21 protein-coding genes are annotated in these 24,893 nt (G+C 65.0%); 8 read left to right on the top strand and 13 right to left on the bottom strand.

Translation table 11 applies throughout. The annotated features are described in order from the left end of the window. The first annotated feature begins 76 nt into the window (after nucleotides 1-76). On the top strand, nucleotides 77-280 hold the full coding sequence (locus GEV01_RS22515; RefSeq protein WP_008443885.1) for a hypothetical protein: 204 nt from the start codon (nucleotides 77-79) through the stop codon (nucleotides 278-280). 37 nt (nucleotides 281-317) lie between these two features. After that, the gene (locus GEV01_RS22510) at nucleotides 318-1,088 is read left to right on the top strand and encodes a GIN domain-containing protein (protein WP_152807757.1); all 771 of its coding nucleotides are present in this window, start codon (nucleotides 318-320) and stop codon (nucleotides 1,086-1,088) included. An 81-nt stretch (nucleotides 1,089-1,169) separates the two neighbouring features. Here GEV01_RS22510 and GEV01_RS22505 read toward each other — a convergent pair whose 3' ends face one another. The 11 genes from GEV01_RS22505 to GEV01_RS22455 form a co-directional block, all read right to left on the bottom strand. Beyond that, complete coding sequence (locus GEV01_RS22505) at nucleotides 1,170-1,904, bottom strand: LytR C-terminal domain-containing protein (RefSeq protein WP_217428476.1); 735 nt, start codon at nucleotides 1,902-1,904, stop codon at nucleotides 1,170-1,172. A 9-nt stretch (nucleotides 1,905-1,913) separates the two neighbouring features. Beyond that, nucleotides 1,914-2,849, bottom strand: a complete 936-nt coding sequence (locus tag GEV01_RS22500; protein ID WP_152807755.1) for a type II secretion system F family protein — start codon at nucleotides 2,847-2,849, stop codon at nucleotides 1,914-1,916. Between the two features lie 10 nt (nucleotides 2,850-2,859). Continuing rightward, the gene (locus tag GEV01_RS22495) at nucleotides 2,860-3,837 is read right to left on the bottom strand and encodes a type II secretion system F family protein (protein ID WP_152807754.1); all 978 of its coding nucleotides are present in this window, start codon (nucleotides 3,835-3,837) and stop codon (nucleotides 2,860-2,862) included. A gap of 4 nt (nucleotides 3,838-3,841) precedes the next feature. Then, entirely contained in the window at nucleotides 3,842-5,188 is a 1,347-nt protein-coding gene (locus GEV01_RS22490; protein ID WP_152807753.1) for a CpaF family protein, read from the bottom strand. Between the two features lie 10 nt (nucleotides 5,189-5,198). Further along, entirely contained in the window at nucleotides 5,199-6,371 is a 1,173-nt protein-coding gene (locus GEV01_RS22485; protein ID WP_152807752.1) for an AAA family ATPase, read from the bottom strand. A gap of 20 nt (nucleotides 6,372-6,391) precedes the next feature. Further along, nucleotides 6,392-6,679 carry a hypothetical protein gene (locus tag GEV01_RS22480; RefSeq protein WP_152807751.1) on the bottom strand — a complete coding sequence of 96 codons (288 nt, stop codon included), beginning with the start codon at nucleotides 6,677-6,679 and terminating at the stop codon, nucleotides 6,392-6,394. 13 nt (nucleotides 6,680-6,692) lie between these two features. After that, nucleotides 6,693-8,180 (bottom strand): type II and III secretion system protein family protein, encoded by a 1,488-nt coding sequence (locus GEV01_RS22475; protein ID WP_152807750.1) that lies wholly within the window; start codon nucleotides 8,178-8,180, stop codon nucleotides 6,693-6,695. A 7-nt stretch (nucleotides 8,181-8,187) separates the two neighbouring features. Then, nucleotides 8,188-9,030, bottom strand: coding sequence for a Flp pilus assembly protein CpaB (gene cpaB / locus GEV01_RS22470; protein ID WP_152807749.1), 843 nt, complete (start codon nucleotides 9,028-9,030; stop codon nucleotides 8,188-8,190). Next, a complete protein-coding gene (locus GEV01_RS22465) occupies nucleotides 9,027-10,397 on the bottom strand; it encodes an ATP-binding protein (protein WP_152807748.1) in 1,371 nt (456 codons plus the stop codon). The genes cpaB and GEV01_RS22465 overlap by 4 nt, the downstream gene beginning before the upstream one ends. A 103-nt stretch (nucleotides 10,398-10,500) precedes the next feature. Next, complete coding sequence (locus tag GEV01_RS22460) at nucleotides 10,501-11,031, bottom strand: A24 family peptidase (RefSeq protein WP_152807747.1); 531 nt, start codon at nucleotides 11,029-11,031, stop codon at nucleotides 10,501-10,503. Nucleotides 11,032-11,087: 56 nt separating this feature from the next. Next, on the bottom strand, nucleotides 11,088-11,267 hold the full coding sequence (locus tag GEV01_RS22455) for a Flp family type IVb pilin (RefSeq protein ID WP_152807746.1): 180 nt from the start codon (nucleotides 11,265-11,267) through the stop codon (nucleotides 11,088-11,090). Between the two features lie 465 nt (nucleotides 11,268-11,732). Here GEV01_RS22455 and GEV01_RS22450 point away from each other — a divergent pair, with 465 nt between their 5' ends. Beyond that, entirely contained in the window at nucleotides 11,733-12,776 is a 1,044-nt protein-coding gene (locus tag GEV01_RS22450; RefSeq protein WP_008443834.1) for a GGDEF domain-containing protein, read from the top strand. On the opposite strand, the gene GEV01_RS22445 is transcribed toward GEV01_RS22450, so the two are convergent. Next, entirely contained in the window at nucleotides 12,773-13,993 is a 1,221-nt protein-coding gene (locus tag GEV01_RS22445; protein WP_152807745.1) for an HD-GYP domain-containing protein, read from the bottom strand. The two genes, GEV01_RS22450 and GEV01_RS22445, sit on opposite strands and share 4 nt — an antisense overlap. A 133-nt stretch (nucleotides 13,994-14,126) precedes the next feature. On the opposite strand from GEV01_RS22445, the gene GEV01_RS22440 reads away from it, so the two are divergent. After that, nucleotides 14,127-15,074 (top strand): LysR substrate-binding domain-containing protein, encoded by a 948-nt coding sequence (locus GEV01_RS22440; RefSeq protein ID WP_152807744.1) that lies wholly within the window; start codon nucleotides 14,127-14,129, stop codon nucleotides 15,072-15,074. A gap of 3 nt (nucleotides 15,075-15,077) precedes the next feature. Here GEV01_RS22440 and GEV01_RS22435 read toward each other — a convergent pair whose 3' ends face one another. Beyond that, nucleotides 15,078-15,674, bottom strand: coding sequence for a TetR/AcrR family transcriptional regulator (locus GEV01_RS22435; protein WP_152807929.1), 597 nt, complete (start codon nucleotides 15,672-15,674; stop codon nucleotides 15,078-15,080). 136 nt (nucleotides 15,675-15,810) lie between these two features. Here GEV01_RS22435 and GEV01_RS22430 point away from each other — a divergent pair, with 136 nt between their 5' ends. From GEV01_RS22430 to icmF, 4 genes are all read left to right on the top strand, one after another. Next, nucleotides 15,811-16,866, top strand: a complete 1,056-nt coding sequence (locus GEV01_RS22430) for a sugar phosphate isomerase/epimerase family protein (RefSeq protein ID WP_152807743.1) — start codon at nucleotides 15,811-15,813, stop codon at nucleotides 16,864-16,866. A 29-nt stretch (nucleotides 16,867-16,895) separates the two neighbouring features. Continuing rightward, nucleotides 16,896-17,771, top strand: a complete 876-nt coding sequence (locus GEV01_RS22425; protein ID WP_152807742.1) for an alpha/beta fold hydrolase — start codon at nucleotides 16,896-16,898, stop codon at nucleotides 17,769-17,771. 202 nt (nucleotides 17,772-17,973) lie between these two features. Continuing rightward, the gene (locus tag GEV01_RS22420) at nucleotides 17,974-21,543 is read left to right on the top strand and encodes an indolepyruvate ferredoxin oxidoreductase family protein (RefSeq protein ID WP_152807741.1); all 3,570 of its coding nucleotides are present in this window, start codon (nucleotides 17,974-17,976) and stop codon (nucleotides 21,541-21,543) included. A gap of 52 nt (nucleotides 21,544-21,595) precedes the next feature. Then, the gene (gene icmF, locus GEV01_RS22415; protein ID WP_152807740.1) at nucleotides 21,596-24,886 is read left to right on the top strand and encodes a fused isobutyryl-CoA mutase/GTPase IcmF; all 3,291 of its coding nucleotides are present in this window, start codon (nucleotides 21,596-21,598) and stop codon (nucleotides 24,884-24,886) included. The last annotated feature ends 7 nt before the right edge of the window (nucleotides 24,887-24,893 follow it).

The raw sequence follows: 24,893 nt of genomic DNA, 5'->3' as shown, positions 1-24,893 counted from the left end.
GTACAGGGCCCCCTTGTCTATAGTTCACTCAACGCAAGACAAAACGCAGTGAACCACACAACCCAAGGAGCTCAAAATGAACATCGCCAAAAACATGGAAGCCATCTTCGTCGCAGCAATCGTCGTCGCCAGCGCCACCTCGTTCGCCACCGCAGCCGTACCGGCCATGCACAGTGCAGCCCCAGTGGCAGCAGTCGCCGCCAAGGCCGACACCAGCAAAATGCAGGTTGTCACCGTCAGCGCCAAACGCCTGACCGCCGCGGAAAAAGCAGCACTGTAATCCCCGCAGCAAACCTCGAACAACGACGGAGCGCATCATGAAAAAATATCTGCAGGCTGCAATGCTGGCCACGGTACTGAGCAGCGGCGCAAGCGCCGCGCTGGCGGCCGATGTGATCAGCGAAAACCGCAGCGTCGATGCGCGTGCCGTCAACATCGACCTCGATGGCGTCATCAGCCTCAAGGTCAAGCAAGGACCAGTCGCGTCGCTGACTCTATACGGAGAGGCTGACGCGCTGAAAAAAGTGACGGTGGAGCAGACGGGCGATACCCTGCACATCGGCACAAGCAAGATGCGCAGCTTCAGCTTCGGCAACAAGCAGTCGCTGCGCGCGGAACTGACGCTGCCGAACCTGCAGCAGATCGTGTCGGGCGGCGTCGGTTCGACCGAAGTCGCAGGCTTCAGCGGCGACAAGCTGCGCCTGACACTGGATGGCGCAGGTTCGGTGAAGGTCAACAACACCCAGTATCGCAACGTCGACGTCAAGCTGGGCGGCGTCGGCAGCATGACCGTCAACACCGGCAACAGCGACAACGTCGATCTGAACCTGCACGGCGCCGGCCACATCGAAATGACCGGCCAGACCAGGCAACTGCACGCCACCCTGGGCGGCGTGGGCGGCCTCGATGCACAGGCACTGCTCGCCGACACGGTGGACGTCAACATGACAGGACTGGGCAGCGCGTCGGTGTACGCGAAGAACAGCGCGAATATGAAGTTATCGGGCATGGGTTCGGCCAAGGTGTACGGCAACCCGGCCAGTCGTAACGCCAGCGCCCGCGGCATGGGCAGCATCAGCTGGCAGTAAGGAATGCGGTAGTCCGCAGCAGGAAACACATGGGTGTGTTTTTACCGTCCGCGAGGGTCACTCCTCCCGGACGGTTTTTTTTTACTTCAGATAGCGGGCCTGCACGACGTCGTGCCCCAGCACGATGCGCATGTCTGCATAGGCCGATTTTCCGCTCTGCGCCTGCAGCGGCAAGCCCAGTCGCTGCGCCAGCGTCTGGGCCAGCAGCTGCTGGCCGCGCTGGTACTCGATGCGGCTGAGCGGCACCACGAACGGCCGGACGTTGGTCAGGCGCGTGGCCTTGATGCCCTCCGCGCTGAGCGTGCGCGCCAGCCGCGCGGCGGCGCCGGCGATGCCGTTGCCGTTGCTGATCTCCAGCCGGACGCCCGGCGGCGCGGCTGCGGCCACGGCGACTGCATCGGCACTTGCAGCGGAACTCGCACCGACACGCGCACCTGCGCCGAAGCGCAGCACCTCCACCAGCGCCGCGCCGATCTGCCGCACCTCTGTGCGCGGCATCGACGCATCGAGGGCGGCCCTGGCCTGCGCCGCGCCCTCCTTCAGCAGCATGTAGTCGCGCTGTACGTCATGGGCGCGCAGCGTGGCTGCCTGCTTGAACATGGTCGCCGCCCGCTCGCGCTCTCCTCCGGCTTCCAGCGCCGCGCCCAGCTGTTCCCAGCTTGACGCATCGGTCGGCGCCTGCAGGCAGGCCCGCTCCAGCGCTGTCAGCGCGGAGCTGCGCGTGTCCGGCTCCAGTACAGGAGAAGGTGCAGGCGCCATGCCGCTGCACGCCATCAGCAATGCGCCGGTGCATGCGGCGCCCAGTTCGCGTTTCATCATCGTCTCCTATTGGCCCAGCATCGTCGGCAGCATCCGGTAAATCTGGATGCCAGCGGGCCCGATCAGCACCAGCATCAGCGTCGGGAAGATGCAGAAGATCAGCGGGAACAACAGCTTCAACGCGATCTTGGCTGCGGCCTCCTCGGCGATCACGCTGCGTTTGCTGCGCAGGTTATCCGAGTGCACCCGCAAGGATTCGCCCATGCTGGTGCCGAAGCGCTCCGACTGGATCAGCATCGCCACCAGCGTGTCCACATCCTCGACGCCGCTGCGCAAGGCCAGGTTGCGCAAGGCCTTCTCCTTGCTGAAGCCCGCACGCACTTCCATCAGCACCAGTTGCAGCTCCTGCGCCAGCGCCACGCTCTTGATGTGGATTTCCCCCGCCACCTTGGCCAGTGCGCGCTCCAGGCTCAGGCCCGCTTCCACGCAGACGGTCAACAGATCCAGCGCGTCGGGGAAGTTTTCGAAGATCTCGCGGCTGCGGCCGGCCGCTTTGCGCGACAGCACGGCGTTCGGTATGTAGTAGCCGATGGCCGCCGTCACCAGCAGCAGATGGAGATAGAGTTTGTTCAGCGCCCCCTGCAGCGCGGCGGCGCCCACCACCGCCACCACGGCCGGCAGCCCCAGCGCCAGCAGCGTCTTGGCGGCGAAGTACAGCGACGGAGCCGATGCGCTGCGCCAGCCGGCGTTCATGAAACGGGTACGCAGCGGCGAGCGCTCCCAGCCCTCCTCCGGCAGCGACATGCGGGAAAAAGGTTGCGCCGCCTGCGCGACCTTCTCCACCCAGCCCACTTCGACCGGCGACGATGGTTCCGACGTGCCGATGAAATCGCCGAGCCGCTCGCGTATCGGCACCGACGAAAAACTGAGCAGCGCCACCAGCGCGATGCACACCACCACCGCGAAGACGATCACGAGGAAAACAATCTGCCGGATGTCCATGCCCCGCTCCTCAAACCCGTATGCGTATCAGCTTGCGCATCCACAGCACGCCGCCGCAGGCCATCACGCAGGCATACCACGTCATCCGCACGCCTACCGGATCGGTCCATAGCACGCGGATGTAGGCGGGATTCACCAGCACCATCACGCCCAGTACGCCCAGCGGCAGCAAGCCCAATATCCAGGCCGACATCCTGCCCTCGGCCGACATCACACGCACTTGCGCCAGCAAGCGCAGGCGGGAACGTATCAGACGGCTGATGTTGCCGAGGACTTCAGCCAGGTTTCCGCCCGACTCGCGCTGGATCAGCACCGCGATCACCAGATAGCGCAGATCGGTCAGCGGCACGCGCATCGCCAGGTTGTGCAAGGCTTCGTTCATCGGCACGCCGTAGTTGATCTCCTCGTAGGCGAACTTGAATTCTCCGGCGATCGGCTCCGGCATCTCCTCGCCCACCATCTGCATGACGTTGGCGAAGGAGTGCCCTGCGCGCAGCGCCCTGCCGAGAAAGTCCGCCGCCTCCGGAAGCTGCACCTCCAGCTTGAGCAGGCGCGCGCGGCGCGTGCGCATCAACACCAGCCAGGGCAGCGACAGCGACAACGCCAGCAGGCCGGCCGCCGCCATCGCAGGCATTGACAGCAGCGACAGGATCAGCAGGCCGCAGGCCAGCATCGCCAGCGTGCAGCAGAGGAACTGCGACACCGACCACTGCACGCCGGCCTGCAACAGCAGCCGGTCCAGCAAGGCCAGGCGGTCGACCCGGCGCAGGATCCTCTCCAGCGCGGGATTGCGGCTATAGCTGCGCTGCTTGAGGATGTCGATCCGCTCGCCGCCACGCTCGCCGCGCGCAGCCATCAACCGCAAGCGCTTGGCGATACGCCGCGCACCGCCGCCGTGGGCGCTCGACCACCACAGCCAGGCGCCTTCGATCATCAGGATCACCGCGGCGAACAGCAGCACCGCGAAAGCCGTGAAGAGCGTGTCCATGTCGCTACTCGTAGATCTTGTCGGGATCGAACACCGAATCGGCCACGGGCACGCCGAACATGCGCAGACGGTCGGCGAAGCGCGGCCGCACTCCTGTGGCGGAAAAGCGGCCCTGCACCTTGCCGTTCGCGTCCACGCCTTTCTGCTCGTAGCGGAAGATCTCGTGCATGGCGATCACGTCGCCCTCCATGCCGGTGATCTCCTGCAGGCTGACCAGCTTGCGCGTGCCGTCGGTCAGCCGCGACACCTGCATCACCACCGTGACGGCGGAACAGATCTGCTGCCGCGTGGCCCGCGGCGTCAGGTTCAAGCCGGTCATGCCGACCATGTTCTCCAGCCGCGACAAGGCGTCGCGCGGCGTGTTCGAGTGGATGGTGGCCAGCGAGCCTTCATGGCCGGTGTTCATGGCCTGCAGCATATCGAGCGCCTCCGGCCCGCGCACCTCGCCGAGGATGATGCGGTCCGGCCGCATGCGCAGCGCGTTGCGCACCAGCGAACGCTGGTTGACCTCGCCCTTGCCCTCGATGTTGGGCGGCCGCGTCTCCAGCCGCACCACATGCGGCTGGCGCATTTGCAGCTCCGCCGCATCCTCGATGGTGACGATGCGCTCCGCCGCCGGAATGAAGCCGGACAGCACGTTCAGCATGGTGGTCTTGCCGCTGCCGGTGCCGCCGGAGATCAGGATGTTGACCTTGGCCTGGCCCAGCGCCTTCAGCACCTCCATCATCGGCGGCGTCAGGCTGCGGTAGTCGAGCAGGTTCTGCACCGTCAGCGGATTGACGGCGAAGCGCCGTATCGACAGGATAGGTCCATCGATCGCCAGCGGCGGAATGATGGCGTTCACGCGCGAGCCGTCCGGCAGCCGCGCATCGACCATCGGGCTGGACTCGTCCACGCGGCGGCCCACGCGCGAGACGATCTTCTCGATGATCTTCATCAGGTGGGCATTGTCGTTGAAGGTGACGTCGGTCAGCTCCAGCCGGCCGGCGCGTTCGACGTAGACCCTGGCGCAGGTATTGACCAGGATGTCGGACACGCCGGGATCGGCCAGCAGCGGCTCCAGCGGCCCGAAGCCCAGCATCTCGTGCTGGATGTCGAGCACCAGGCTATGCCGCTCGTGCTGATTGAGCACGATGCGCTCTTCCTCGATGATGCGCTGGACCAGCAGCGCCAGCTCGTGCTTGAACTGCTCCGGCGTCAGCCGCTTCAGGCGCTCCAGGTCGATGCGGTCGAGTATCGTTTGATGCATGCTCTTCTTCAGCTCCAGGTAGGCCGCCGCGGCCAGGCCCGGCGGTCCGTTGATGCCCTGGCGGTTGTCGTCCGCAGTGGCCAGCCGTTCGCGTAAGCTCATGTCATCCTCCTCAATCGTTGTCGTGGCGGCCGAACAGGCGGTCGAACAGGCCTTTGCTTTCCGAGACCCGGCGTGCCGTCACCAGTTCCACCAGCTCGGCCAGGCTGCGCGCCACCGCGCTGCTGCGCGACAGCTGCAGCACCGGTATGCCCTGGTTGACCGAATCCGTGGCCGACAGATAGTCGTTGGGCACCGTGTGCACCACGTCCGCGCCCAGCGCCTGCTCCAGGTCCATCAAGCGCAGCTTGCCGCCCTTTTCGTAGCGGTTGACGATCAGGCGTGTGCGGTCGCTCGGATAGCCGAGCGAGCGGAAGATGTCCAGCAGGCGGCGGCCGTCGCGGATGTCCGGCAGCGCCAGCTGCAGCACCGGATGGATGGTGTCCGCCTGGTCCAGCGCGCGCAGCGAGATGGCGTCGATCTGGCGGCCGACATCGAGCACGATGAAGTCGTAGTGCTGGCGCGCCACGCGCAGGATGGCGTCCATATGCTCGGGCTTCATGTCGACCGCGTGATTGGGATCGTCCGCCGCCGCCAGCACGCCGAAGTTGGAGGCCACGTGCACCAGGCAGGAATCGAGGAAGGAGCCGTCCATGCGGCTGATCTGCGCGCAGATGTCGGACAGCGTCATCGTCGGCTTCTGGTCCGACACGTACAGCGTGGCGTCGCCGAACTGGCCGTGCAGGTCGATCAGCAGCACCTTCTTGTCGGCCAGCGCGGCCAGCGCGTAACCGAAATTGGTCGACAAAAACGTCGCGCCGCTGCCGCCCTTGCAGGAGATGAAGGCCAGCACCTTGCCGTCGCGCGTCTGGCTGACGCCCGTCGCCACTTCGATGCGGCTCATCGCTTCGTGGAAGGCGCTGTGCACCAGCGGCAGTTGCAGCACCTCGCGCATGCCGGCGCGCATGGCGCGGATCAGCAGGTCCTGCTGCGGCTCGCGCGTCAGCAGCATGAAGGACGACGAGGAATACAGCTTGCCCAGTCGTTCGAGCAGTTCCGTCTCGTCCGGCGCGGCATCGCTGGCGTCGACGATCACCAGGTCCGGCATCTCCGGCAGCTGGCGTTCGACCGCGTCGCGCAGGCCGTTGCGCGATGCCACCAGCTGCATCGCAGGCATGCGCGCGGAGCCTTGTGCGGCGACTTCGGCGTGCAGCAGGCTGTCCCTGCTGATCATCAGTGCTTTCATGATCGCTCCTCGTGATGCAGCTACTTGGCGCCGCTGACGCCGATGGTGAATGCGGACGGCTGCGGCGCCGGCTCACTGCTGGCCTTCTGGTACCGCTCGTAGGCGGCGTGCGCGGAGCGGCCGTCCATGCCGGCGACCGGATCGCCGTTGCGGCCCGCGTCCGCATGCATGACCTGCTGCGCCAGCGTGGCGCGGGCAGCGGCGCCGAAGTTGCGGTCCCATTGCGGCGTGGTGGGCGTGATGGAGGCGGTATTCAGGGCGCACGCGGCCAGCGTGCATGCCATTGGCAGGCTAAGTAGATGTCGCATCGTCGTATCCCGGTTATTTGTGGTCGGTGCTTTGGGCCGGCGGCCCTTCCATTCGGCCTTCGAGGAACAGCTGCGCGCGGCTCGGCGTGGTGACGTCGTCGGTCGGCAGCTTGTAGTTCTCCGGCAGCGGCTTGACCAGATGCGGCGTCACCACGAACAGCAGCTCGGTGCGGTCCTGCTGGAAGTCGGTGCTGCGGAACAGCGCCCCCAGCACCGGCAGCTCGCCCAGCACCGGCAGGGCGTGGATGTTGGCGCTCTGGGTGTTGCGGATCAGGCCACCGATGGCGAAGCTTTGGCCATCGAACAATTCAACCGTGGTGGAGGCGCGGCGCGTGGTAATCAGCGGCAGGATGGCGCCGCCCGAAAAACCCGCAGCCGAGATGCCGATGCCCTCGCGCGACAACTCCGACACTTCCGGCGCCACGCGCAGGTTGATGCGGCCGCCGGCCAGCACCGTGGGCGTGAAGCGCAGGCCGACGCCGAACTCCTTCTCCGCCAGCGTGATCTTGTTGTTGTCCTGGGCGACTGGAATGAAGATTTTTCCGCCCGACAGAAAACTGCCTTCCTGGCCGCTGATCGCCATCACCGTCGGTTCGGCCAGGATGCGTACCAGGCCATCCTGCTTTTCGGCGGAGATGCTGGCGTGGTTGCCGCCGGCCTTGCCGACTCCTAGCAGTCCTTTCAGCATGCCGGACACAAAATCCGATGCCAGCGAGGTAGTCCAGCTGCCGTTGCCGAACTTCAGCGCAAGGCCGCTCTCCAGTTTGTCCAGCAGCGTTTTGGAGACCTCGGCGATTTTCACTTCCAGCATCACCTGCTGCGGTGCGCCGACGTTGAGCAGGTTGACGATGCGTGCCGCGCCAGCGCCGGCGGCGGACGGCGCCGACGCTGGCGACGCTGCGGCCGCACCGCCCTTGTCGCCCTTGGCTGCCTCCAGCGCCTGCGCCGGGCGCCGCACAAACGCGGCCGCCAGGTCCAGCACGCGCGCCGCCGTTTGCGCATCGTCGACGGTGCCGCTGATGACCAGCGTGTCGCCGGCGGCGCTGACCTGGATGTCTTTTTGCGCTGGCATCAGCGCGGCCAGCGCGTTCTGCAGCGCGGCCGGATCGACGCCGATCACCACCTCGATCACATTGCACATGCCGCTGCGGCCCTGCACGATCATATTGCTGCTGCCGATGTCGACGCCGACCACGTACAGCGTATCCGGCGCCACCAGCATCGCCTGCAGCACGGCCGGATTGCCGACGCTGCGCGCCTGCACCGCTTCGGGCATGCGCATCAGCGTCGACTTGCCCAGCGCGAGGGTCAGGTTGCCCGGCGTCGCCGCCTGGCCGCTGCAGCGCAGGCCCACGGCCTCGCGGCTCACCTGCGGCTGCGACTGCGGCTGCTGCGCTTCCAGCGCGGCGACGGCAGCGGCGACACCGCTGGCCGGGACGCCGGCGGCGGCCTGCGCCTGGCTGGCCGCCGCGATCAGCAGCACGTATCGTAGCGTCCTCATGGCGCGCTCACAGGCATTCCTGCGTGCGCTGCACACCGGCGATCACGCCGACGCAGGAGCGGTTGCGCGGCGCCGTCTGCGCCAGCTGCGCGCGCGGCTTGTCCGCAACGGCGGGCGTTGCCGCCGGCGCGGGGGCAGGTGCACTAGCCTTGGCGATACCGAGCAGGCTGAATTTGGTCGCGCCGTCCGTCACGCCGGGGCGCGGATCGACCTGGTTGCGCAGCACCAGCGACAAGCTGCCGACGCTGCGCGCCAGGTCGATATTCTCGGCCTGCGCCGGCGTCACCTCCAGCGTGACGGCGTTGACCACGCGCGGCTTGGTCTCGTCGCGTCCCACTTCCTGCGCCACGGCCAGCACCAGTATCCGTTCCAGCACGATCTTGGAGATCGCGTTGTCGTTGCCGGATGCGGCGGCCTGGGTGTTGACGATGATGTCGACGAAGTTCCCCGGCAGCGCAAACCCGGCCACGCCCACCACATCGTTCACGCGCACCGTGATGGCCCGCTTGCCTTCCGAGATCAGCGCCGACAGGCCGCCCAGCGTGCCGGCCGGCGCCAGCTTGGCCTCGCTCAGCGGCTCGTTGCGCAGCACGCTGGTTTTCAGCACGCGCCCGACCAGCCGCGCACCGTCGCGGATGGCGCCGCGCGGCAGGCTTTCGGCCGGCCAGTCTATCGTCATCAGCATCTCCGGCGTCAGGCGCTGGCCCAGGTTCACATCGGTGGCGGCGACGACGATCTTGTTGGCCGACGCCGGCGACTGGCGCAGCAGCCAGCGCGAGGCCAGGCCCACGGCCACCAGGCCCAGCACGACAGCCAGCGCCATCATCATCAGTGCGCGCTTGTTGTTCATGCTATGCGCCGTTGCAGCTGGTCGATCGCATCGCCGGCGGCGGCCGCCGGTTCGCAGGTGGCGAACATGCTGATCCAGGCCTGCTCCAGCGCCGCCACGCCGAGGCGCGCAGGCTCGCCGAGGAAGCCGGCGAAATCGCTGATGCGGCCGATGATCTCGCGCGGATAGCAGGCCAGCAGCGGCAGGCCGCTGCCCGCATGCAGCACGTCGATCAGATGGCGCAGCGCCGCTTCGTCGAACACCACGCCCATCGTCACGCACTGTTGGCGAAACAAGGTGCGGTAGCTGGCGCCGTCCAGCGGGCCGACCGGGATCTTGTAGCCGATGCGGCGCAGCGCCGATGCGTCGAGCAGCGCCTCCGGCGACAGGCTGGTGGCGAACACCAGCTGCATGTGGCACGGCACGCTGAAGTGGTAGCCGCCGGCCAGCGCCAGCTGGCTGCGTTCCAGTTCGCGGGCCTGCGAGAAGCGGTTCAGCAGATCGGCGGCGGGCATGCGCTGCCGGCCCAGGTCGTCGACGATCAGCAGGCCGTTGTTGGCCTTCAGCTGTGGCGGTGAACGGTAGCTGCCGCTATGGCTGTCCGGCTGCAGCTCCAGCATGTCGGCACTGAGGTCGGCGTCGAGCGCCACCACGGGCCGCTGGCACAGCACCCAGCGCGGATCGCTGCTGCGGCGCTCCGGCGACGGCCGCAATGCGCGCAGGTGCTGCGGCGTCGGCGCGCGATGCAGCAGCGCGTCGTAGACCTGGACGATCTCCTGCCCCACCACCAGCGCATGCGGCACCGCGATCACGCCCTGCTGCAAGCTCCCCAGGCGGCGCGCCAGCACCGACTTGCCGCTGCCGGACGGCCCATGCAGCAGCACCGTGCGGCCCGCGTACATCGCCGCTCCCAGCATGCGCTGCACGGCGGGGCTGAGGAAATCGTCGGCGAATTCGGCCGCCAGTTCATCGGCGCACAACTGCGGCACCTGGGCGGCCTGGCGCTCGACCACGGCGCGATAGGCGTCCAGCGTCACCGGCGCCGGACCGACGTAGGGACAACGGTCCATCCAGGCGCTGGCGCGCAGCCGTCCCGCCGCCGTCAGCTGGTACTGCACGTCGATGTCCGACTCGCCGCGCCAGGCCACTTCGACCACGTGTTCGGCCAGCATGAACTCCAGCACCTCGCGCAGCACGTTGATCGACAGGTGCAGCCGCGTGGTCAGCACCGGCAGATGGGTTTTGCCGCCGACGAAAATGGCCTTGGCGATCAGCTCGACGATCAGTTGCTGCGACAAGCCGGTGTCGCGCACCGATTTCGGCTGCGCCGGCAGCTCGCCGGCTGAGCCGGCATCGTGGGCGGAGGAAGGCGATTCGACAGCGAGCATGGCGGTCTCCAGCGTTGAATTAGTTACGTTGAGGAATCAAGTCTATCGGCCCGCACTTTGTGGACATTGACGCGCAGCAAAGGCGCGGCAAGCGGCCGGCCGATCAGCGATGCGCCAGCACGACAACCGCCATCGTCGCCAGCGCGATCGCCAGCCCGTAGGGGATGCCGCCGACGCTGGCGCCGGGCTCCAGCGGCACCGGCTGCACCGGCATGCCCAGGCAACGCCACAACAGCGGCCTGCAGATCGTGACCAGGTTGCGCCAGCCATCACGCCAGCGGCCGCTGAACAACAGCATCACCAAAGCCATCACACCGCCGATCAGCGTGGCCAGCGCCGCCACCTGCAGCGCCGCCAGCGGGCCGACGAAGGCGCCCACCATGGCCATCAGCTTGACGTCGCCGGCGGCCATGCCGCGCAAGGCATACAGTGGCAGGAATAAGAAAAAGCCGGCCAAGCTGCCGGCCAGCCAATCGGTGACGGGTGCCCAATGCTGTCCGCCCATGATATGCAGCATCAGTGCCAGCAGCAGGCCGCTGAGGATCAGAACGTTCGGGATCTTGCGCAGGGCCAAGTCAGTAATTGCCGCTTGCGCCACCAGGCAGATCAATATCACTTCGATCGAATTCAACATGGCGTTTTCTCCGGCGTAAGGCTTTCCAGCCCGACTGCGGCTGGAAAGCCTGGTGCTTACGCGGTGGTGATGGCGGTCGCGATCGTAGTGAAGGCGGTCTTCAGCGCCGGCCCCAGCAAAACGAAGGCGGCGCTGACCGCCGCCACCATCGTCGCCGCGATCAGGCCATATTCAATGGCGGTGATCCCTTCTTCGTCGTGCGCAAACACCTTTGCTGCTGCAATAAGCGAGTTCATGATTTACTCCCGGATGAAATGAAAAAAAGTACCCCTGGCGGGGCCCGGCGGACTGCCGGATCGCCGCTACCTCGCCATTAAGACCTACTATACGGATCGGAGTTTTCCGAGAGTTGACGTGACGCAAGTTTTCCGTGCGGCATCATTTTAGGGGTATGATGAAAATGTTCGTGCGGGACAGACATCCCGGCTGGCTTATGTCAAACTGCATCAGTTTCCTGATCATTAAGCTCGGACGGAACAGCTTGGCTGTCGGAAAAAGGTCGCATAAGTTGCAAGGAATGTTTTTTTTCGCACACATGAATTGCCTTGATTGCAAAAAGCTATTATCCTGCTTAGCTGTTCTTTGGAAAGGCCCCGTGTTGCAGCTTCACTGTGCGCCTGACTATCAAAGATATTGGCTTGATAGGCGTGAACAAAACGTGGCTCGACGCAAGGTTGTGTGATTATTTTCCAGAGAAGAAAATGGATTCCCTACTGAAACACATGGTGGACATGACCGGCCACCGCGATCACACGATGCTCGACATCTCAGTGATCTCGGCGGTGCAGGAGCTTGCCCGCGCCAGTCAGGCCCGCGTGCTGACGCTGGCCACAGTCAGGGGCAAAATTTTCGTCCGGCCGCGCGCCATCATCTGCGCCGGCGAAGCGGCGCGCATGGTCGACACCTCGGACCTGCACAATCCCGGCGAACCGATCGAGAACATCCCGGCCCTGGCCCAGTGCATCGCCAACCACGAATCGGGCGCCGACGTCGCCAACGAGGCGGGCGAGCACACGCTGTGGCTGCCGATCTGGCTGGGCGACAAGGCCGACACCTGCCTGGAAATCGTCAACCCGACCCCGTACACCAGCGACACCATCCACGTCATCGGCGGCATCGTCAGCGTCTACCGCAACTTCCAGAACCTGCTGGACTACAGCGAACGCGATTCGCTGACCGGCCTGCTCAACCGCAAGACCTTCGACGACCAGCTGGCCAAGATGCTGGCCGCCAGCACCGAGCAGGACGCCATCACGCTGCCGGGCGAACCGGAGCGCCGCAGCCACCACGATGAGGAAAAACAATGGCTGGCCGTGGTCGATGTGGACCATTTCAAGCACGTTAACGACCGTTTCGGCCATTTATACGGCGATGAGGTATTGATCCTGATCGCCAACCTGCTGACCTCCTCGTTCCGCGCGCAAGACCGCGTGTTCCGTTTCGGCGGCGAGGAATTCGTCGTGCTGCTGCGTTCGACCACCCTGGACAACGCCAAGAAAATCATCGACCGCTTCCGCACCAACGTTGCCTCCCACGATTTCCCGCAGGTGGGCAAGGTGACGGTCAGCGTGGGGTTTGTCAGCATCAGCGCGCTGGAGGCGCCGGTGATCATTCTGGGACACGCCGATCAGGCGCTGTACTACGCGAAAAGCCACGGCCGCAACCTGGCCTGCCACTACGACGAGCTGGTCGACGGCGGCCTGCTGCACGCCATCGAATCCAACGACACCGCCGAATTCTTCTAGGCCAGCGTCAGGAAGCGCATCGGGTCGACATTCCACTTGCTGGGTGACTCGTGGCCGACGATCTTGTCGCCGCCGCCAAAGCCCAGTCCGCGCGACAAATCGATGGTTTCCGGCTTGATGTAGAGGTTTTGCTTGGTGTTGAAGAAAACATTCACCTTCGGCGCCAGCAAGTTGGTCTCGTGTGGCTCAATCACCACACCCAGGCGTCCCGATTCCAGCATGACCATCGTCCCGACCGGGTAGATCCCCACGCAGCGCATGAATTCCTGGGCGAACTTCGGGTTGAAGTGGAATTTGCTCCACTCGTAAATCTTGCGCAGCGCCGCCGCCGCCGGCATGCCCTTGTGATAGCAGCGGTCGGCCGTAATGGCGTCGTACACGTCGACAATGGCCGCCATCTGCGCCAATTCGCTGATTTCGTCGTTGGCCTGCTTGCTCGGATAGCCGCTGCCGTCGCGCCGCTCGTGATGGTGCAGCGTGATGTCGAGCGGAATCGGCCCCACCTCTGGCGATTGCCGCAGGATGTTGTAGCCGTCCTGCGGATGGCGCTTGATGATGGCGAATTCCTCGTCCGTCAGCGGACCGGGCTTGTTCAGGATGGCGTCCGGCACCAGCGCCTTGCCGGTGTCGTGCAGCAGGCCGCCGAGGCCGGCCTGGTGGGTCGTTTCGGCATCGATGCCGCGTGAGCGGCAGAACGCAACCAGCAGCGTACACACGCTAACTGAGTGCAAAAAGGTGTAATCGTCCTTGTTCTTGATGCGCAGCAGGCCGACCAGCGCGCCCGGGTTGCGCAAAATGGATTCGGTGATATTCTGCACCACCGGCTGTACCTGATCGAGTTCGATGGCCTTGCCCAGGCGCGCGTCCTGCATCACCGTGCGCACCAGGGTCGAGGCCTGATGGCGGATCTGCACCGCGCGCTGCATCTCCTCGCCCAGCGAAACGCGGGTGATGACCGGCGCCTTGGCGACGATTTCGACGATTTCGCGTTCGGTGGCAGCCTGCGCCTCGTCCAGCGTCGGCGCGTCCTGCACGTCCATGCCTTTGGCGTTGTCTATGACAACATCGTGGATGCCGGCGTTGATGATCTTGCGGATTTCATCTTCGCTGGTGAGCAGGAAACGGTTGCGAACGAACGGATGGGTCATCCAGTCGCAGCTCAGGTCATGGATGTACATGCCCACTTTAAGCTGTGAAGAGTCGACTTTCTTTAGCATACTGGTACCCACTTTAAAGAGGCTGGCGGCAGCGGAACGGGCTGATACCAGTATAACAAATAGTTTCCTGTCAGGATTAGTTTTACAAGTGCTACCATTTGTTTGTCCAGGTTAATACAACGCCCCAGCATCCATGGAATTACGCCAACTCCGTTACTTTGTAGCCATAGTAGACCACGGTTCGCTGTCGCGGGCGGCCTTGGTGCTGCATGTTGCACAACCGGCACTCACGCAACAGTTGCGCCAGCTGGAAGAAGAGTTGGGCGTGCAGTTATTGCATCGTTCCGCCCAGGGCGTGCTGAGCACGGACGCCGGCAAGATTTTCTACGAACACGCGCAGGCCATCCTCAAGCAGGTGGCCGACGCCCGTTCGGCGGTGGCGCAGTCGGCCGAGCGCCCCAGCGGCAGCGTCACGCTGGGGCTGCCGCACAGCATTTCCGGCGCGCTGGCCTTGCCGCTGCTGACGGCGGCGCGCGCGCAATACCCGGAAATCACACTGCAGCTGACCGAAGAGCTGACCGGCAACCTGAGCGACCAGCTCAAATCCGGCCGCGTCAACCTGGCCGTGCTGTTCGACGACGGCCAGCTGGCCCAGTTCGCCACCACGCCGCTGGTGGAAGAAGAACTGCGCTTCATCTGTCGCGCCGACGCCACGTATGCGCAAGGCGAGCAAGCACTCACCCTGGCGCAGACGCTGAAAACCACGCTGATCCTGCCCGGACTGCAGCACGGCGTGCGGCCGCGCATCGAAAGCGTGGCGCGCCAGGCCGGCCTGGTGCTGGACCAGGTGATCGAGATCAATTCCATCGCCATCCTCAAGTCCGCCATCCTGGCCGACATGGGCGCGACCATCCTGCCGTCGGCGCCGGTGCTGGACGAGCTGGAGCGCGGCGCCATGCATTCGCACCGCATCCACAGCCCGTCGATTTCGCGCACGGTGGTGTTGTGCGCCTCCAAGAATATTCCGCTGACCAACGCGGCGGCGGCGGTCAGCCGGCTGGTGCAGCAGGTCAGCGCGCAATTGTGCGCCGGCGACACCTGGCCGGGGGCCACCGCTATTGCCGGCGGTACCAGCTCCTGACGCCTAGCGGCTGGCCAGCTCCAGCGCCGCCATCGCCGGCGCGATCATCGCCAGCAGTCGCGCCTTGCCGACGCCATCACGCGCCTGCACCGACAAGCCATGCAGCAGCGTGGCGTAGACATCGCCCAACGCCACCACGTCGGTCCCGGCCTTCAACTCGCCGGCCTTCAAGGCCAGGCGCAGACGGTCGACTATCGACTTGGTGCGGGCGCTGCGGAACTCCCCCAGCCAAGTGATGACAGCGTCGCTCTGGATGCCGCCATTGGCCGCCGCCGACACCACCATGCAGCCATGCGGCCGGCCGCTGCGGGTGTACAGCAGCACCGCTTCGCGCAGCATGCGTTCGATGGCGGCGCGCGCCGTCTCCTCCTGCGCCAGCGCGCGCGTGGCGAAGCCGCCCTCGCCTTCCACGTAAAGCGCCACCGCCTCGCGGAACAGCTCCTCCTTCGAACCGAAGGCGGCGTAAATGCGCGCCGACGCGATGCCCAGCGCCGCCACCAGATCGGACATGGCCACACCCTCGTAGCCACGCTCCCAAAAAGCGTCCCTGGCCTTTTGCAGCGCCAGTTCGCGGTCGAATTCTCTTGGCCTACCAGCCATCATTTACCTCAGCAAAATCACCAGGACGGCCAGTATAGCCGCTCGCTCCAACCACCCGGCGAACAAATGCCGGCTTGACCGCCCGACAAATTTACCCTATTCTTTGTCGATCGACAAACAATAGGAGCCGATAAAAATGCGTACCATCAAAGGACCAAGCCTGCACCTCGCCCAATTCAGCGACGAGGCAGCCCCCTTCAACGACCTGCCATCGATCGCCGCCTGGGCCAGCGACACCGGCTTCAAGGCATTGCAGCTGCCCGCCTGGGACCAGCGCCTGTTCGACGTCGCCACCGCCGCCGAAAGCCAGGCCTACTGCGACGACATCACCGGCATGCTGGCCGGCCACGGCCTGGTGCTGAGCGAACTGACCACCCACATCTTCGGCCAGCTGGTCGCCGTCCATCCCGCCTACGACGCCATGTGCGACAGCTTCGCGCCGGCCGAACTGCACGGCAAGCCGCAGGCGCGCACCGCCTGGGCCATCGAACGCCTGCTGATGTCGGCCAAGGCCTCGCGCCGTCTGGGCCTGACGGAGATGGGCACTTTTTCCGGCTCCTTCGCCTGGCCCTATCTGTTCCCCTTCCCTCAGCGTCCGGCCGGCCTGATCGAAACCGCCTTCGACGAACTGGCCAAGCGCTGGCTGCCGGTGCTGAACACCTGCGATGAACAGGGCGTCAACCTGTGCTACGAAATCCATCCCAGCGAGGATCTGCACGACGGCGTCAGCTTCGAGATGTTTTACGACCGCGTCGGCCAGCACCAGCGCTGCAACATGCTCTACGACCCCAGCCACTTCGTGCTGCAGCAGCTGAACTACCTCGACTTCATCGACATCTACAAGGAGCGCATCCGCATGTTCCATGTCAAGGACGCCGAGTTCAATCCGAGCGGACGGCAAGGCATCTACGGCGGCTACCAGTCGTGGGAAAACCGCGCCGGGCGCTTCCGCTCGCTGGGCGACGGCCAGGTCGACTTCAAGGCCATCTTCTCCAAGCTGACCCAGTACGACTACGCCGGCTGGGCCGCGCTGGAGTGGGAGTGCTGCCTCAAGCACCAGGAGGTCGGCGCCAGGGAGGGCGTGGACTTCATCAACGCCCACATCATCCCCGTCACCGACAAGATCTTCGACGACTTCGCCGGTGCGCCCATCAACCCGCAGCAAATGAAGCAGCTGCTCGGCATCGCCTGATGCTTCCACCCGACCACACAAGGAACACCATGCATTTACAAGACCATCCCGAAACCGGCTTCTCGCACGACTACGTGCGCGTCGACGGCAACCGCATCCACTGCGTCAGCGCCGGCGCCGGCCGCCCGGTGCTGCTGATACCCGGCTGGCCGCAAACCTGGTACGCCTGGCGCCACGTCATGAGCGCACTGGCCGCGCAAGGCTATCTGGCCATCGCCGTCGACCCGCCCGGCACCGGCCACTCCGACCGCCCCGCCGGCGGCTACGACACCGGCACCGTCGCCTGCATCCTGCACCAGGCCATGGCGCAACTCGGCCACGCCAACTTCGACCTGGTCGGCCACGACATCGGCATGTGGATAGGCTATGCGATGGCCAGCGATTTCCCCGGCGCGATCGGCAAGCTGGCGCTGGCCGAGGCGGTGATCCCCGGCCTGGCGCCGGCGCCGCCCATCTTCGTCCCGCCGGAAGACAATATCTTCCTGTGGCACTTCATGTTCAACCAGGTGCACGACCTGCCCGAGGCGCTCACCGCCGGCAAGGAGCGCGAGTACATCGGCTTCATGTTGGACAAATGGTCGTACCGCCGCGACCGAGTCGCCGCCGATGTGTACACCGAGGCCTACGCCACGCCGGGCGCGCTGCGCGCCGGCTTCGCCTACTACCGGGCGATCCCCGAGACGATACGCCAGAACCTGCTGCGCGCCGCCTCGCCGCTGGCCATGCCGGTGCTGACCATCGGCGCCGAGCACGCCACCAAGGACGCACCGCTGCTCACCATGCAGGGCCGCGCCCTCGACCTGCGCGGCGCGATGATCGGCGATTCCGGCCACTTCGTGATGGAGGAGAATCCGGACGACTTCCTGGCGCACTTGCTGCCCTTCCTGGAGGGCATCGCGGACTAGCCATCACTTTTTCTTATACCCCCATCGGCATTCGGTATTTCCGTATACGTCAACTCGCGCCCATACTCTGCTACAAAGCGGGTTTTTTAAGCCTAAAATACCTGCAACGCCGCTAACCATGCGGCCCATGGCCTGATCCTGGCGCGCCTACCCGGCGCCTCCAAGCTTGGGCGCGAACCGACACAACACCGGAGACACCGCCATGCCCGATACCACGGCAAACGGCGCAGCAGCATCCGCAAGAGATGCAGCCGCCGCCACATCCCGCCTCACCACCGTGAGCCTCGACGACAAATACACCGCGACCAAGGGCGACATTTTCCTGTCCGGCATCCAGGCGCTGGTGCGCCTGCCGATGATGCAGCGCGTGCGCGACCAGGCCGCCGGCCTGAACACCGCCGGCTTCATCTCCGGCTACCGCGGCTCGCCGCTGGGCGGCCTGGACGAGAACCTGTGGAAGGCCAAGCCGCACCTCGAAGCGCACCACGTACAGTTCGTACCGGGCGTGAACGAGGATCTGGCCGCGACCGCCGTCTGGGGTTCGCAGCAGGTGGACCTGATCGGCGAAGCCAAGTACGACGGCGTGTTCGCCATGTGGTACGGCAAAGGCCCGGGCGTGGACCGCTGCGGCGACGTCTTCAAGCACATGAACCATGCGGGTACTTCGAAGCACGGCGGCGTGCTGCTGGTGGCCGGCGACGACCACGGCGCCTACTCGTCAACGCTGCCGCACCAGTCGGACCACCTGTTCTCGGCCTCGATGATCCCCGTCCTGTATCCATGCAATGTGCAGGAATACCTGGACCTGGGCATCCACGGCTGGGCCATGTCGCGCTTCTCCGGCTGCACGGTGGCCTTCAAGGCGCTGGCCGACACGGTCGAATCGTCGGCCTCCATCGACGCCGATCCGTTCCGCGTCGAAGTCAAGATCCCGCAGGACTTCGTCATGCCGGAAGGCGGACTGAATGCACGCCTGTCCAGCATCCCGCTGGGCCAGCAGGCGCGCAATCAGGAAGCGCTGATGCAGGACTACAAAATCTACGCCGCGCTGGCCTACGCGCGCGAGAACAAACTCAATCACACCACCATCACCAGCCCGAACGCCAAGCTGGGCATCATCGCCTCCGGCAAATCCTACCTGGACGTGCTGGAAGCGCTGGAAGAACTGGGCATCGACGAGAAGATGGCGGCCGACGTCGGCCTGCGCCTGTTCAAGGTCGCGATGCCATGGCCGCTGGAACCGGACAGCGTGCGCGAATTCGCGCAAGGCCTGGACGAAATCCTGGTGGTCGAAGAGAAGCGCCAGATCGTCGAATACCAACTGAAGGAACAGCTGTACAACTGGCGCGACGACGTGCGCCCACGCGTGATCGGCAAGTTCGATGAAAAAGGCGAATGGGTCGCCCCACGCGGCGAATGGCTGCTGACCTCCAAGGCCGACTTCTCCGTTTCGCAAGTGGCGCGCGTGATCGCCTCGCGCGTCAAGCGCCTGATCTCGGACCCCGTCACCTGCGACCATATCAAGGCCCGCCTGACCTTCCTCGACGCCAAAGACGCGGTGCTGAAGAAAGCCATCAACACCCCGTTCCGTCCAGCGTTCTACTGCTCCGGATGCCCGCACAACACCTCGACCAAAGTCCCTGAAGGCAGCTTGGCGCTGGCCGGCATCGGCTGCCATGTGATGGCGACGTCGATCTACCCCGAGTTCAACAAACTGACCACGCACATGGGCGGCGAAGGCGCGCCGTGGATCGGCCAGGCCGCGTTCTCGAAAATTCCGCACGTATTCCAGAACCTGGGCGACGGCACCTACTTCCACTCCGGCTACCTGGCGATCCGCGCAGCCGTTGCGGCCAAGGTCAACATGACCTACAAGATCCTCTACAACGACGCGGTGGCGATGACCGGCGGCCAGCCGGTCGACGGCATCACCTCGGTGCCGATGATCGCCCAGCAGATGGCGGCCGAAGGCGTCAAACGCATCGCCCTCGTCACCGAAGACCTGAACCGCTACACCGACCGCAGCGCCCTGCCATCCATCGTCAGCCTGCACGACCGCAAGGACATGGACGCCGTCCAGCGCGAGCTGCGCGAAATCGGCGGCGTATCGGTGCTGATCTACGACCAGACCTGCGCGGCCGAGAAGCGCCGCCGCCGGAAAAAAGGTGAATTCCCCGACCCGGCCAAGCGCATGGTCATCAACGAAGCCGTCTGCGAAGGCTGCGGCGACTGCGGCATTCAATCGAACTGCACCTCCATCCTGCCGAAGGAAACGGAGTTCGGCCGCAAGCGCACCATCGACCAGTCGTCCTGCAACAAGGACTACTCGTGCGTGAAGGGCTTCTGCCCGAGCTTCGTTACCGTCGAAGGCGGCTCGCTGAAGAAGACCAAGACCGGCGTCACCAAGGACAACGCCGACGACGGTTTCGGCGCCCTGCCTGAACCGGCGCTGCCATCGTGCGAGCAGCCGTACAACATCCTGATCAACGGCATCGGCGGCACCGGCGTGATCACCGTCGGCGCGCTGATGGGCATGGCCGCTCACCTGGAAGGCAAAGGCGCGTCGGTGCTGGACATGACCGGCATGTCGCAGAAAAACGGTTCGGTGACTTCGCACGTCAAAGTCGCGAAGACCCCGGCCCACCTGCGCGCGCAACGCATCGCCACCGGCGAAGCGGACGTGATCCTGGGCTGCGACATGCTGACCGCCGGCGCCGCCGACGCGGTATCGAAGATGCGTCCAGGCCGCACGCTGGCCATCGTCAACCTGCACGAGCAGCCGCCAGGCACCTTCGCGCAGAACGCCGACTGGCAGTATCCGGTGGAGGAAGTGCGTGCACTGATCGAGGAATCGGTCGGCACCGGCGCCGCCGATTTCATCGACGCCACCAAGCTGGCCACCGCGCTGATGGGCGACTCCATCGCCGCCAACCTGTTCATGCTCGGCTACGCATGGCAGAAGGGCCGCATCCCGCTGAAGGAAGAATCGCTGCTGCGCGCAATTGAACTGAACGGCGTCGGCATCGCCTCGAACAAGAAGAGCTTCCTGTGGGGCCGCCGCGCCGCCGTGGACCTGAAGCGCGTCGAGCGCGTGGCTACGCCTACGCAAGCCATCGTCATGCAGATGCCGCAAAGCCTGGAGAACGTCATCGGCAAGCGCGTCGAGTTCCTGACGGCGTACCAGAACGCCGCCTACGCTGCGAGCTACGAACAGCTGGTGTCGCAAGTGCGCGCCAAAGAAACCGCCCTGGGCCTGGGCAACAAGCTGTCCACCGCCGTCGCCAAATACGCCTTCAAGCTGATGGCCTACAAGGACGAATACGAAGTGGCGCGCCTGTACACCGATGGCCGTTTCGTCGAGCAGCTCAAGCAGCAGTTCGAAGGCGAGTTCTCGGTCAAGTTCAACCTGGCGCCGCCGATGTTCGCCAAGAAGGACGCCAAGGGCCACCTGGTCAAGGCGGAATTCGGTTCGTGGATGTGGAGCGCCTTCAAGCTGCTGGCCAAGTTCAAAGGCCTGCGCGGCGGCGCCTTCGACATCTTCGGCTACACCGAAGAGCGCAAGATGGAACGCGCCCTGATCGTCGAGTACCGCGAGCTGGTGACCGCGCTGATGGACAAGCTGACGCCGGAAAACCACGCCACCGCCGTGGAACTGGCCGGCCTGCCGGAGAAAGTGCGCGGTTTCGGCCACGTGAAGGAAAAGGCTGTCGCCACCTTCCGCACCGAGAAGGCACGCCTGCTGGCGCAATTCAGCCAGCAACGCGCAGCTTGAGTCCTATAATGGAACCACGACGCAGATCGACACAAGAATACAAGGGACACAAATGAACGACCTATCCGCACCAAAAATCGCCGCCGTACCCGAGCAGCCGCGCCTGAACAACAAAGTCCGTTTCGTGACGGCCGCCTCGCTGTTCGACGGCCATGACGCCTCGATCAACATCATGCGCCGCATCCTGCAATCGAACGGCGTCGAAGTGGTCCACCTGGGCCACAACCGTTCGGTCGACGAAGTCGTCACCGCGGCGCTGGCCGAGGACGTGCAAGGCATCGCCATCTCCAGCTACCAGGGTGGCCACGTCGAATACTTCAAGTACATGATCGACCTGCTGCGCCAGCGCGGCGGCTCGCACATCAAGGTATTCGGCGGCGGCGGCGGCGTCATCGTCCCCGACGAAATCGCCGACTTGCATGCCTACGGCGTCACCAAGATCTTCAGCCCGGAAGACGGCCAGCGCATGGGCCTCGTCGGCATGATCCAGTGGATGGTGCAGCAGTGCGACATTGACCTGTCCAACTACTCGCCAACTTCGCTGGCGCCGCTGAAGGAAGGCGACATCGCCGCCCGCCACCGCCCACTGGCCCAGCTGATCACCGCGCTGGAAAACGACAAAGCCTCCCCTGCCCTGCGCGCCGAACTGCTGGCCGCCGCCGAAGGCCTGGCCGTGCCGACGCTGGGCATCACCGGCACCGGCGGCGCCGGTAAATCCTCGCTGACCGATGAACTGATACGCCGCATCCGCCTCGACCAGGGCGACGCCGTCAACATCGCCATCATCTCGATCGACCCGTCGCGCCGCAAATCCGGCGGCGCGCTGCTGGGCGACCGTATCCGCATGAACGCGATCAATCCTTGGAACGGCCAGGCGCGTGTCTTCATGCGCTCGCTGGCCACGCGTGAAGCCGGCTCCGAAATCTCGCAGGCGCTGCCGGACGTGATCGCCGCCTGCAAGGTGGCGGGCTTCGACCTGGTGATCGTCGAAACCTCCGGCATCGGCCAGGGCGACGCCGCCATCGTGCCGCACGTCGACGTGTCCATGTACGTGATGACGCCGGAATTCGGCGCCGCCTCGCAGCTGGAAAAAATCGACATGCTCGATTTCGCCGACTTCATCGCCATCAACAAATTCGACCGCAAAGGTTCGCAGGACGCGCTGCGCGACGTCGCCAAGCAGTACCAGCGCAACCGCGAGCTGTGGAGCAAGCGTCCGGAAGAAATGCCGGTCTACGGCACCCAGGCATCGCGCTTCAACGACGACGGCGTCACCTCGCTGTACCAGGGCCTGGTGCCGAAGCTGGTGCAGTTCGGCCTGAAGGCCAAGCCGGGCAAGCTGGCGCCGGTGGATGTGCGCTTCTCCAGCGGCAAAAACGTGATCGTGCCGCCGGCACGCGCGCGCTACTTGGCGGAGATCGCCGACACCGTGCGCGGCTACCACCGCTTCACGCGCAAGCAGGTCACGCTGGCGCGCGAACGCCAGCAGCTGACCGAATCGAAACGCATGCTGGCCATCGCCCACAAGACCGCCGACTTCGACGACCTGATCGCCGAACGCGATGCGGAAATGGACGGCGGCGCCAAGAAGCTGCTGGCCCAGTGGCCGGACATGCAGGCCGCGTATGCCGGCGACGATTACGTGGTCAAGATTCGCGACAAGGAAATCCGCACCCGTCTGATCCAGCACACGCTGTCCGGCACCAAGATCCGCAAGGTGGCCCTGCCGCGTTATGAAGACCACGGCGAAGTGCTGCGCTTCCTGATGCTGGAAAACGTGCCGGGCTCCTTCCCGTTCACGGCCGGCGTGTTCGCCTTCAAGCGCGAGGGTGAAGACCCGACCCGCATGTTCGCCGGCGAAGGCGACGCCTTCCGCACCAACCGCCGCTTCAAGCTCGTCTCCACCGGCATGGACGCCAAGCGCCTGTCGACCGCGTTCGATTCCGTGACGTTGTACGGCGCCGATCCGGCGCTGCGTCCGGACATCTACGGCAAGGTCGGCAACTCCGGCGTATCGATCGCCACGCTGGACGACATGAAGGTGCTGTACGACGGCTTCAACCTGTGCAGCCCGAGCACCTCCGTCTCGATGACCATCAACGGCCCGGCGCCGACCATCCTGGCGATGTTCATGAACACCGCCATCGACCAGCAGGTTGCCAAGTTCGTCGAAGAGAACAAGCGCCAGCCTAGCGCCGACGAAGCGGCCAAGATCAAGGACTGGGTACTGCAAAACGTGCGCGGCACCGTGCAGGCCGACATCCTGAAGGAAGACCAGGGCCAGAACACCTGCATCTTCTCGACCGAGTTCTCGCTGAAGGTGATGGGCGACATCCAGGAATACTTCGTCCACCACCAAGTGCGCAACTTCTATTCGGTGTCGATCTCCGGCTACCACATCGCCGAAGCGGGCGCGAACCCGATCTCGCAACTGGCGTTCACGCTGTCGAACGGCTTCACGTTTGTGGAAGCCTACCTGGCGCGCGGCATGCACATCGACGACTTCGCGCCTAACCTGTCGTTCTTCTTCTCGAACGGCATGGACCCGGAATACACGGTGCTTGGCCGCGTGGCGCGCCGCCTGTGGGCGGTGGCGATGCGCGACAAGTACGGCGCCAACGACCGTTCGCAGAAGTTGAAGTACCACGTGCAGACCTCGGGCCGCTCGCTGCACGCGCAGGAGATCGACTTCAACGACATCCGCACCACGCTGCAAGCGCTGATCGCGATCTACGACAACTGCAACTCGCTGCACACCAACGCCTACGACGAAGCGATCACCACGCCGACCGACGAATCCGTACGCCGCGCGCTGGCGATCCAGCTGATCATCAACCGCGAATGGGGCTTGGCCAAGAACGAGAATCCGAACCAGGGCTCGTTCATCATGGAAGAGCTGACCGACCTGGTGGAAGAAGCGGTGTTGCAGGAGTTCGAGCGCATCGCCGAACGCGGTGGTGTGCTGGGCGCGATGGAAACCGGCTACCAGCGCGGCAAGATCCAGGAAGAGTCGATGCTGTACGAGCACCAGAAGCACGACGGCACGCTGCCCATCATCGGCGTCAACACCTTCCGCAATCCGAAGGCCGGCACCGAAGCGCCGCAGATCATCGAGCTGGCGCGTTCCACCGACGACGAGAAGCAATCGCAGCTCACGCGCCTGGAGGACTTCCACGCCCGTAACGCGGATGCCGCACCGGCAGCGCTGGCGGCACTGCAGCAAGCCGCCATCGACAACGCCAACGTGTTTGAAAAGCTGATGGCCGCCGTGCGCGTCTGCTCGCTGGGCCAGATCACGACGGCGCTGTTCGAAGTCGGCGGCCAGTATCGCCGCAATATGTAAGCAGGCA

It is taken from the genome of Rugamonas rivuli, assembly GCF_009380165.1.
Taxonomy (GTDB): domain Bacteria; phylum Pseudomonadota; class Gammaproteobacteria; order Burkholderiales; family Burkholderiaceae_D; genus Rugamonas; species Rugamonas rivuli.
This window is presented reverse-complemented; position numbering and strand designations above follow the sequence as displayed.

Excerpts from the sequence above, each read along its gene's own strand:
- GEV01_RS22455 (WP_152807746.1), bottom strand. The coding sequence starts at position 11,267 with ATGAACTCGCTTATTGCAGCAGCAAAGGTGTTTGCGCACGACGAAGAA.
- GEV01_RS22510 (WP_152807757.1), top strand. The coding sequence starts at position 318 with ATGAAAAAATATCTGCAGGCTGCAATGCTGGCCACGGTACTGAGCAGC.
- GEV01_RS22495 (WP_152807754.1), bottom strand. The coding sequence starts at position 3,837 with ATGGACACGCTCTTCACGGCTTTCGCGGTGCTGCTGTTCGCCGCGGTG.
- GEV01_RS22430 (WP_152807743.1), top strand. The coding sequence starts at position 15,811 with ATGCGTACCATCAAAGGACCAAGCCTGCACCTCGCCCAATTCAGCGAC.
- GEV01_RS22505 (WP_217428476.1), bottom strand. The coding sequence starts at position 1,904 with ATGAAACGCGAACTGGGCGCCGCATGCACCGGCGCATTGCTGATGGCG.
- GEV01_RS22490 (WP_152807753.1), bottom strand. The coding sequence starts at position 5,188 with ATGAGCTTACGCGAACGGCTGGCCACTGCGGACGACAACCGCCAGGGC.
- GEV01_RS22425 (WP_152807742.1), top strand. The coding sequence starts at position 16,896 with ATGCATTTACAAGACCATCCCGAAACCGGCTTCTCGCACGACTACGTG.
- GEV01_RS22465 (WP_152807748.1), bottom strand. The coding sequence starts at position 10,397 with ATGCTCGCTGTCGAATCGCCTTCCTCCGCCCACGATGCCGGCTCAGCC.
- GEV01_RS22460 (WP_152807747.1), bottom strand. The coding sequence starts at position 11,031 with ATGTTGAATTCGATCGAAGTGATATTGATCTGCCTGGTGGCGCAAGCG.
- GEV01_RS22500 (WP_152807755.1), bottom strand. The coding sequence starts at position 2,849 with ATGGACATCCGGCAGATTGTTTTCCTCGTGATCGTCTTCGCGGTGGTG.
- GEV01_RS22420 (WP_152807741.1), top strand. The coding sequence starts at position 17,974 with ATGCCCGATACCACGGCAAACGGCGCAGCAGCATCCGCAAGAGATGCA.
- GEV01_RS22515 (WP_008443885.1), top strand. The coding sequence starts at position 77 with ATGAACATCGCCAAAAACATGGAAGCCATCTTCGTCGCAGCAATCGTC.
- cpaB (WP_152807749.1), bottom strand. The coding sequence starts at position 9,030 with ATGAACAACAAGCGCGCACTGATGATGATGGCGCTGGCTGTCGTGCTG.
- GEV01_RS22485 (WP_152807752.1), bottom strand. The coding sequence starts at position 6,371 with ATGAAAGCACTGATGATCAGCAGGGACAGCCTGCTGCACGCCGAAGTC.
- GEV01_RS22450 (WP_008443834.1), top strand. The coding sequence starts at position 11,733 with ATGGATTCCCTACTGAAACACATGGTGGACATGACCGGCCACCGCGAT.
- GEV01_RS22475 (WP_152807750.1), bottom strand. The coding sequence starts at position 8,180 with ATGAGGACGCTACGATACGTGCTGCTGATCGCGGCGGCCAGCCAGGCG.
- GEV01_RS22435 (WP_152807929.1), bottom strand. The coding sequence starts at position 15,674 with ATGGCTGGTAGGCCAAGAGAATTCGACCGCGAACTGGCGCTGCAAAAG.
- icmF (WP_152807740.1), top strand. The coding sequence starts at position 21,596 with ATGAACGACCTATCCGCACCAAAAATCGCCGCCGTACCCGAGCAGCCG.
- GEV01_RS22445 (WP_152807745.1), bottom strand. The coding sequence starts at position 13,993 with ATGCTAAAGAAAGTCGACTCTTCACAGCTTAAAGTGGGCATGTACATC.
- GEV01_RS22440 (WP_152807744.1), top strand. The coding sequence starts at position 14,127 with ATGGAATTACGCCAACTCCGTTACTTTGTAGCCATAGTAGACCACGGT.
- GEV01_RS22480 (WP_152807751.1), bottom strand. The coding sequence starts at position 6,679 with ATGCGACATCTACTTAGCCTGCCAATGGCATGCACGCTGGCCGCGTGC.